The organism is Wolbachia endosymbiont of Mansonella perstans (assembly GCF_020278605.1).
Taxonomy (GTDB): Bacteria; Pseudomonadota; Alphaproteobacteria; order Rickettsiales; family Anaplasmataceae; genus Wolbachia.
On sequence record NZ_JACZHU010000049.1, the window covers coordinates 1 to 8042 of the forward strand.

The 8042-nt window shown below is 36.5% G+C and carries 6 protein-coding genes and 2 pseudogenes; 3 read left to right on the forward strand and 5 right to left on the reverse strand.

The annotated features are described in order from the left end of the window. Positions 1–55 precede the first annotated feature (55 nt). The 4 genes from IHO13_RS03470 to IHO13_RS03485 form a co-directional block, all read right to left on the reverse strand. Entirely contained in the window at positions 56–271 is a 216-nt protein-coding gene (locus IHO13_RS03470) for a DUF2460 domain-containing protein (RefSeq protein WP_225538299.1), read from the reverse strand. Positions 272–328: 57 nt separating this feature from the next. Further along, positions 329–586 (reverse strand): hypothetical protein, encoded by a 258-nt coding sequence (locus IHO13_RS03475; RefSeq protein ID WP_225538294.1) that lies wholly within the window; start codon positions 584–586, stop codon positions 329–331. Positions 587–1285: 699 nt separating this feature from the next. Next, positions 1286–1519, reverse strand: a complete 234-nt coding sequence (locus IHO13_RS03480; protein ID WP_225538295.1) for an OTU domain-containing protein — start codon at positions 1517–1519, stop codon at positions 1286–1288. 287 nt (positions 1520–1806) lie between these two features. Beyond that, complete coding sequence (locus IHO13_RS03485; protein ID WP_225538296.1) at positions 1807–2565, reverse strand: DsbA family protein; 759 nt, start codon at positions 2563–2565, stop codon at positions 1807–1809. Between the two features lie 908 nt (positions 2566–3473). Between IHO13_RS03485 and IHO13_RS03490 the strand changes: the two genes are divergently transcribed. The 3 genes and pseudogenes from IHO13_RS03490 to IHO13_RS03500 all read left to right on the forward strand — a co-directional run bounded on the left by IHO13_RS03490 (position 3474) and on the right by IHO13_RS03500 (position 5775). Beyond that, positions 3474–3878, forward strand: coding sequence for an ATP-binding protein (locus IHO13_RS03490; protein ID WP_225538297.1), 405 nt, complete (start codon positions 3474–3476; stop codon positions 3876–3878). Between the two features lie 205 nt (positions 3879–4083). After that, on the forward strand, positions 4084–4296 hold the full coding sequence (locus tag IHO13_RS03495; protein WP_225538298.1) for a hypothetical protein: 213 nt from the start codon (positions 4084–4086) through the stop codon (positions 4294–4296). Further along, positions 4293–5775: pseudogene (locus IHO13_RS03500) on the forward strand (UbiD family decarboxylase). Before IHO13_RS03495 ends, IHO13_RS03500 begins: the two are co-directional and overlap by 4 nt. A gap of 147 nt (positions 5776–5922) precedes the next feature. Here the strand turns inward: IHO13_RS03500 and IHO13_RS03505 are convergent. Then, positions 5923–8042, reverse strand: a pseudogene (locus tag IHO13_RS03505) (DNA-directed RNA polymerase subunit beta/beta'); the annotation flags it as partial.

Below are 8042 nucleotides of genomic sequence, written 5' to 3' on the forward strand. Positions count from 1 at the left end.
ATTCCAATTTCTTGATTGGTGGCTGTAAAGTCTGAACAATCTTTAAAACGAAACCCTATTGTTCTACCTCTTGTGTGTTAAAAAATGTTATGAGCTCCGTCAGCTGCTCATTTGATCTGACTCCATAAGCTATGTTATGCCTAGCACGTGCACGAAACCAGTTGACACTGTGCTGTTCACAACCACTGTGGGTTGTGACAACATCAGTGAAAAGTTCCGGTCCTCCAGTTGAACCGTAAGATATATTTTTGGGAATCTCATTTCTGTAAATGACATATGTCCTCCTTTGAAAGTGGAATTGAGGTGGTGTAGATAAGGTGAAAAGATCTTAAATTTTTAAAATTGCTTTATTAATAAGACTGTGCATTTTTAATCCCATTGCTTCTATAAAAGTGTGGGGACTATTTTCTTGATCTTTTCCTAACTCGCTTTTTAGCTCGTTAATATTTTTATGACTCTGCGTTAATTGGTATACACAAACATATGCAACGACTAAAGCAACTCCAGCAAAAGGGAACGCTAAAGGAATTGGTTGAGTAAAAACAGCAGTTATAGTGGATGCTGTGAATACTATATCAGCTATCACAGCAATTGTGCCATAAATAGCTTCTTTTCTGCAATTACTAATTAATTTTTTTTGTATTCCTTCTTGTCGTGTTTTTTGCTCTTGTTGATGAGAAGAAGGATTTCTTTATCTGTATAACCTTGTAAAACCGGCTCCCATTAGTGCTGCTCTTCTTGCTGTATTTCTTGCTCTGATTGATTAGTTCCTTTACCTGAACCAAAAATTCCTTCACTGGAAACTGGTTGACCTTCTTTTTGTTAGTTGATCAGAAAGAGAAACTCCTCTACCTGAGCCAAGAATTTCTTCACCAGAAACTGGTTGACTTTCTGTTATATCAGAAGGGATTTTGCTAAGAAGGGCACAAAATGCCTAGTGTAATTCACTACTCCTACAGCTTTTTTGCTATTATCTATCTTTAGTTGATCAAGATTCACGTCTTGTATAAAAACTTCTGAATCATCATCATGTGCTGTAATTTTGGTTACTGTAACTTTTTGGCTATCTTCCTCTATTGAATAAACACAAAGCCCACTTTATACTTATCGCGTATCTTCTCCCTCCAATTCCTGGATGATCTCATATAAGTGCAGAACCATTTCCTGTATCCATATTCTTAATGTCTTTTAAAGACTCACAAAAAGTCTCTTCTTCGTCTATCATATTTGCTTTAGTTTCTAGATTTTGTATAGGACCATAGGATCTTCTAGCGTAGTAAAGTAGCTACCAATAGCAGCGTCTTTTATTTACTGCTTTATAGGTCCAACTATCTTGTTCACCATGTTGCTCAGCATAATCTACACAGTCTTCTCTTAATGATTTTGCGGTAAAACGATAACTAGGCTTTATATTTAATCCATTCAATCCTTGAACCATGGAGTCGAAAAAGCAATCTCCTGTCATTATAGCAGTTCCTATTTTTAGCTTTTCAGGATAAGTGCTTTTTAAATTATGCAATAAATTACTTGATTTTCATTTTCTTTGATTTGTCGAAAAAAAGCAATTGGCTTTCTTATATAGTTAGAACCTTGCATATTACAACTCAAAAGTGATAATTATATTTTAATGGAGCAGTCAACCTGTGAAGGCTGATTACTTAAGGCTATGCTCAGTCGTATGTATCGCCCACTCTTTCGAGCTAATATGTAGCTTCTACGTATTGTTACTCATCATATCCATGATTACTATACTTAAATTCACTTGTGCTATCAAGCAAAAAAATAAAATTTTATGACAAACTGAAACTAGCTTTGCTTATGGCTTAATTCATCTACTTTTTCGCGTAACACATGCAAATCAGTCGCTCCTACAAACAGACTATCCCCAATTATTAAAAAAGGTGTACCGCCTACTTCTAGATTCCTTGCTAAAAGTCTGCTGTTGTTTATCATCTGTTCAACTTTGTCTGCGTTGTTTTTCATAGAATCATTGAAGTCACTTTCATTGATTCCTATGCTTTTTACTATACCCAGTATATTTTCTTCTGAAAATTCTCCTTTGTGGTCTAAGGCAGCATAGTGAAAGTCAAAATATTTTCCCTTGTCAATAAAATAGACAGCTAAAGCACTTTTTGCCGCCTTTAAAGAATCGTTACCAAGTATTGGAGTGTTCCTAAAAATGTACTTAACTTTGCCGTCATTGATCAACTGTTTTACATCGTCCTTTATGGCTTTGCAATAGCCACAAGAATAGTCAAAAAACCCTACAGCTATAACATTGCTATTTTCATTTCCTAAGTAAGGATAAGAGGGGTCAAATATTTCATTTTTATGCTGTAAGATTTTACCTTCAGCCGCATTACCTCGAGCAGCGTAACTACTTTTAATTGATTCTTCCCGGAGCGTTTTTATAATCTTATCAAAATTTCTACTTATATAGTTATCTAATCTCTCACCTATATGCTTATCGTTTAGCACTTTGCTACGACTTGAGAGCCAATTGTTTATTATTGGCAAACTTGCTATTACTATTATTAAAATCAGTAAAAACGATATTCTAGACATACGCTTATAGATCTGCAATATAAATTTTTAGTATACAAGTAAATGTATATAAAAGAAAGCATCTAGTGTTAGCATAGCCAAATTTGCTGCAAGTGCAAACTTTTCGCAAAGAAACTCAGGCACAAAACTCATTAGAAGATTTGATAATGCAAGTAGCCAAAGCACGCCGGGATAGCCAGCTATAGGATACTCCATCCTTTACCGCCGCACATAGCAACCGTAAACGCGGCGGTAGAAAGTTGATCATCTTATAACTGCAGTGTATAACGCTAGCAAACGCAGCGGTAAATTATATAAGCGAACCAATAAATAATTGGTAGAGAAAAGGAAATAGCCATCTAGAAAGTAAGCTTCTTTTTTAATCAGCGAATTTATTCCTGTTTATGGTCAGAGTCGTGTGGGTAAGACGTACCTAATAAAACAATTTTCCAGAAACATGCCGATATTTTATTTGAACAGACTGGCCTTAATAATGGTAATTTGCAGGAGCAGCTTGCAATTTTTGTACAATCATTATCAAATACTTTTTACAAAGGTGCAAGAATAGCCCTGCCTAAAAATTGGATGGATACATTACAGCAGTTAGCATTTGCTATTGATAGCACACATAAGAAGAGATTGTCTTATTTTTTGATGAACTGCCATGGCTTGTGGCAAGAAAATCTGGCTTTCTGAGAGCATTAGAATATTTTTGAAACATAAGCTGGACATACCGAAAGAAACTTATCTTGGTTGTATGTAGTTCAGCAGCTTCTTGGATGTTGGAAAATTTAACTTATAGTAGAGGGGGATTGCATAATTGTATTACTGCGATAATATCTTCGCAGCCTTTTAACTTACGTGAAACTAAAGAATATTTAAGATATTTAGGAGTCAACCTTAATCGCCAGCAAATATTGTAGCTCTATATGGCCAGGGGAGGGATACCGCATTACCTTAAAGAAATAAGTAAAGGATTATCTGCAGCACAAAATATTAATATGCTCTGCTTCCAGGAGGATGGTTTATTATTTGATGAATTTGATATGCTATTCCATTCTCCACATGAAGAGCCAGAAATGTACCTCAGCATTATTCGCGTAGTTGCAAAAAAGCCAAAAGGGATCAATAGGAAAAAACTTATAAAAGTAACTAAAATCGCTGAAGGTAGTCACTTAACTACTAAATTAATGAGCTTAGAAGAAGCTGGATTTATTGGTGGTTTTTTACCACTGAGTAAAGCAAAAAGGAGAGTATATTACAGAATAATTGACGAATATATATTCTATCTAACATGGACTGAACCGTTTAGAGGAGTAACAAAAAGGGCATAATAAGTGATGCCCACTATTGGGAGTTAGCAATAAAGAAACCAGCTTGGAAACATGGGCAGGCAAACATTTGGATCAGTGTGTTTTAAACATGCCAATAAAATTAATAGCAGTCATATGTGGAGATTGACAATATCACCCAAAGAAGAACAGTAAAGAATCTGGTACTCAGATTGACTTAGTTTTCGATCGAGAAGATGGGTGTGCAATGCTTTGTGAAATAAAGTATAGTGATAAACCTTATTATACAGTAACGAAGGAATTTGTTGAACAATTAAAGAAAAAGGAAACAGTTTATAAAGAAAAAATGAAATCAAAGAAGCAAATATTCTGGGTATTGATTACTGTAAATGGAGCTTCTGAAAACCAACATCTAAAGGATAAGATGTATCATGTGATTACATTAGAGGATTTGTTTTGAGCTATGTCAACAACTTACGCGACTTCGTCTCTGCTTTAAAAGAAAAAAGGATCTGATTAGAACTAAAAAGGAGATTTCAACAGTTCTCTAAATGACAGGAATTCACTGTAGAGTTCTGTCAAGCAAAGAGTCAGCAATCATTTTTGAAAATGTTATCACAGAAAACGGCAAAAATTCGATTCCTGTTTTAGTGAATTTATTTGGCACTATCTATAGAATAGCTTTAGGACTGGGTATAAACCTTAGTGAACTAAGGGATCTTGGTAAACTTCTAGCATTTTTACAGTCCGCTGAACCGCCAAAAAACTTCAAGGATGCTATAAAGATGTTTCCTCTATTGAAAGTTGCGGTTGTGTTGTCGATGCACAGTAAAGTCGTGAGCAAAGCTCCATGTCAAGAAGTGGTGCTAACTGGGAATGGAGTGGATCTTAGTTTATTGCCTATTCAAACGTGTTGGCCAGATGAACCTGTACCGCTTATCACCTGGCTGATTGTGGTAATAAAAGGACCCACGAAGGACAAGCAAGATAACTTCAATCTTGGAATATATCTTATGCAAGTTGAGGATAAAAAAATGACTCTAATGTGTTGGCTTGCACATCGTGAAGGGACAGGTCACCATAACGGTAGAAGGAAAAGGGGCAAAGTATTAAGTTTCCTGCTGCTGTAAGTCAGTAGCGATCCTGCAATGCTTATCGCTTCAATAACTCCAGTGCCAGAAACACGTCAGAATACCAATTTGCTGGACTGCTGCGCAAGAAGCTGCTTGAATTTGTAAATTGTAAAACTATACCACTTCAAGTGCCAGCTCACGCAGAGATCGTTTTGGAAGGCTATGTGAGTTTGGATAGGTATCAAGATGAAGGGCCATACGAAGGCCACACTGGTTACTATAATTCTATTGAACAATTCCCGGAATTTAACATTACTGCAATCGCAATGCGTAAAAACCCAATATATCTTAGCACTTTTACTGGCAAGCCACCAGATGAACCATCGATTTTTGGTGAGGCACTAAACGAAATCTTTGTGCCGATTCTCATCAACCAATTTCCAGAGATAGTAGACTTTTATCTGCCACCAGAGGGTTGTTTCTATAGAATAGCAGTAGTGTCGATCGAGAAATCTTATTCCGGACATGCGAAAAGAATTGTCATGAGCATACTTTCTTTTCTCAAGAAGTTTTTGTACACGGAATTTATTATAGTTATTGATGATAATATAAATGTGCGTGATTGGAAGGAAGTGATGTGGGCAATATCAACAGGAATGAACCCAATGCGTAATACAATTGTGATAGAAAATGCACCAATTGATTATTTAGATTTTACCTCTCCTGAAAGTGGACTTGTAGGTAAAATGGGATTTGATGTGACAAATAAAATCCCGCCTGAAACCAAATGAAAGTGGGGAAAAAATTGAAATGAACGAAGAAATAGTAAAAAAGTTACAGAGAAGTGGGGAAAGTATGGATTGTAGTTGCTAAAAAGTTAAAAATATTATATGCTTAGCGAACAGCCAATGGCGTTAACTTGAGGGTCTCAATTAGTAAACTTTCCTAAGCGTATACCCATCTTGCACCGGACAGGTAGATAGAGGTATAAACGCCACTCTTTGCTGGCTCATTCAGCTTGGCTGATCATAATTTGTTGTTACTACACTTTCTTTCTCATCAAAATGTGAATGACAACTGTTATTTCCTAACAGTTTTTCGTCATAAGTTTCAATATTAAAATATTTTTCATATTTATCTATATTATTACAAAGTGAAAGTGCTCTAACCTTGCTCATAACCAAACCTGTACCAGCAGGGATTAATCTTCCTACTATGACATTTTCTTTTAGCCCGCTCAAAGAATCTTCCTTTCCACAGAATGCTGCTTCTGTTAGCACTTTCGTTGTCTCTTGGAAAGAAGCAGCAGAAATAAAGGAATTAGTTTCAAGGCTAGCTCTCGTAATTCCCTGCAGGATAGGAAGATAATTAGCAGGTCGCTTGCCAGAATTTTTCATAGCATTATTTTCCCTATCAATTTCCAGCTTATCAATGCTTTCGCCAACCAAGTACATGGTATCACCAGGATCAGTAATTTCTACTTTTTGCAACATTTGTTTTAATATTACTTCTAAGTGTTTGTTGTCTATACGAACACCCTGCAATCTATAGACTTGCTGTATTTCAGAAATCATATAGTGTGCTAGAGCTTCGAGTCCAAGTACACGTAAAATATCATGAAGGTCAGGATCACCATCCATCAATAGATCACCTTTACATACAAAATCACCCTCATTGACTATTACGTGCTTGCTCCTTGATACCAGATATTCAACTGGAGAAACCTGCTCATCTATAGGCTTAATTAATATACTGCGTTTTCCTCTCCGATCTTTCTCAGAAAATGCTATATGACCATCTATTTCACTAACAATTGCATGCTCCCTAGGACGTCGTGCTTCAAACAATTCTATAACTCTTGGTAGACCACCAGTAATATCACGAGTTTTGACTGACTCTCTTGGTGTTCTTGTAATGATATCACCTGCGTTAACCTTTTGGCCATCTTGTACATTTAGTACTGCACCAATTGGTATAAAATAACATGCTTCAACGCCACTTGCGAGTGTCATTACTTCACCGTTATTGTCAAGCAACACTATACGAGGACGCAAGTTAGCTCCACCAGAGTGCAATTTCCAATCCTTCACTACTTTACTTGATATTCCGGTAGATTCATCCATAACCTCAGTGATTGACACTCCATCTTTTAAGTCTCGATAAGATACTGTACCAGTCCTTTCCGTGATAATAGGTAATGTATAAGGATCCCATTCTGCAACTCTGTCGCCAATTTTTACTGACTGACCTTCATCTACATAAAGCTTGGCACCATAAGGTATACTATGCCTCAATTTTTCACTACCGAGACTATCAATCAATATAACTTCACAAGAACGACTTATTAAAATTTTATCTCCATTTTTGTCTATAATTATATTACTATTGTTCAATTTTATTTTAGCATTAATAGAAGCTATAATATTTGAAGATTCAACGCCCCTAGTCATTACCCCACCTATGTGGAAAGTACGCATTGTTAACTGAGTACCTGGCTCTCCAACGGATTGAGCAGCTATCACACCAACTGCCTCACCTATTGAAACAATTCTGCCAGTTGCAAGGTCTCTTCCATAACATAAAGCACATACACCTGGGCTTAGTTCACAGGTTAAAGGTGATCTAATTTTCACAGCGTCAAGGCCTGCAATGTTAATTTGCTTTACCTTACTTTCATCAATCAACTCTCCTGCTTTCACCAACAATTCTTTTTTCACTGGATTATATATATCATTTGCAGCTGTTCTACCTAGCACAACACTATCTAAAGACGCAACTATGGTACCTCCTTCAACCGTGGCTCTTACAACGAGACCATTTTTGGTCTTACAATCATGTTTTGTAACTATGCAGTTTTGAGACACATCAACCAAGCGACGAGTTAAGTACCCAGAGTTTGCAGTTTTAAGCGCAGTATCAGCAAGACCCTTACGTGCACCATGAGTAGAATTGAAGTACTCAAATACGTTTAACCCTTCGCGGAAGTTGGAGATTATAGGTGTTTCTATAATCTCACCAGAAGGCTTAGTCATGAGTCCTCGCATTCCAGCTAGCTGTTTCATCTGTGAAGTAGAACCCCTTGCACCAGAGTTAACCATCATATATACTGAATTGTACTTACTATTTCTGTCGT

Bases quoted from the DNA above. Each gene is read 5' to 3' on its own strand.
- IHO13_RS03490 (WP_225538297.1), top strand. From the start codon at position 3,474: ATGGCCAGGGGAGGGATACCGCATTACCTTAAAGAAATAAGTAAAGGA.
- IHO13_RS03485 (WP_225538296.1), bottom strand. From the start codon at position 2,565: ATGTCTAGAATATCGTTTTTACTGATTTTAATAATAGTAATAGCAAGT.
- IHO13_RS03495 (WP_225538298.1), top strand. From the start codon at position 4,084: ATGCTTTGTGAAATAAAGTATAGTGATAAACCTTATTATACAGTAACG.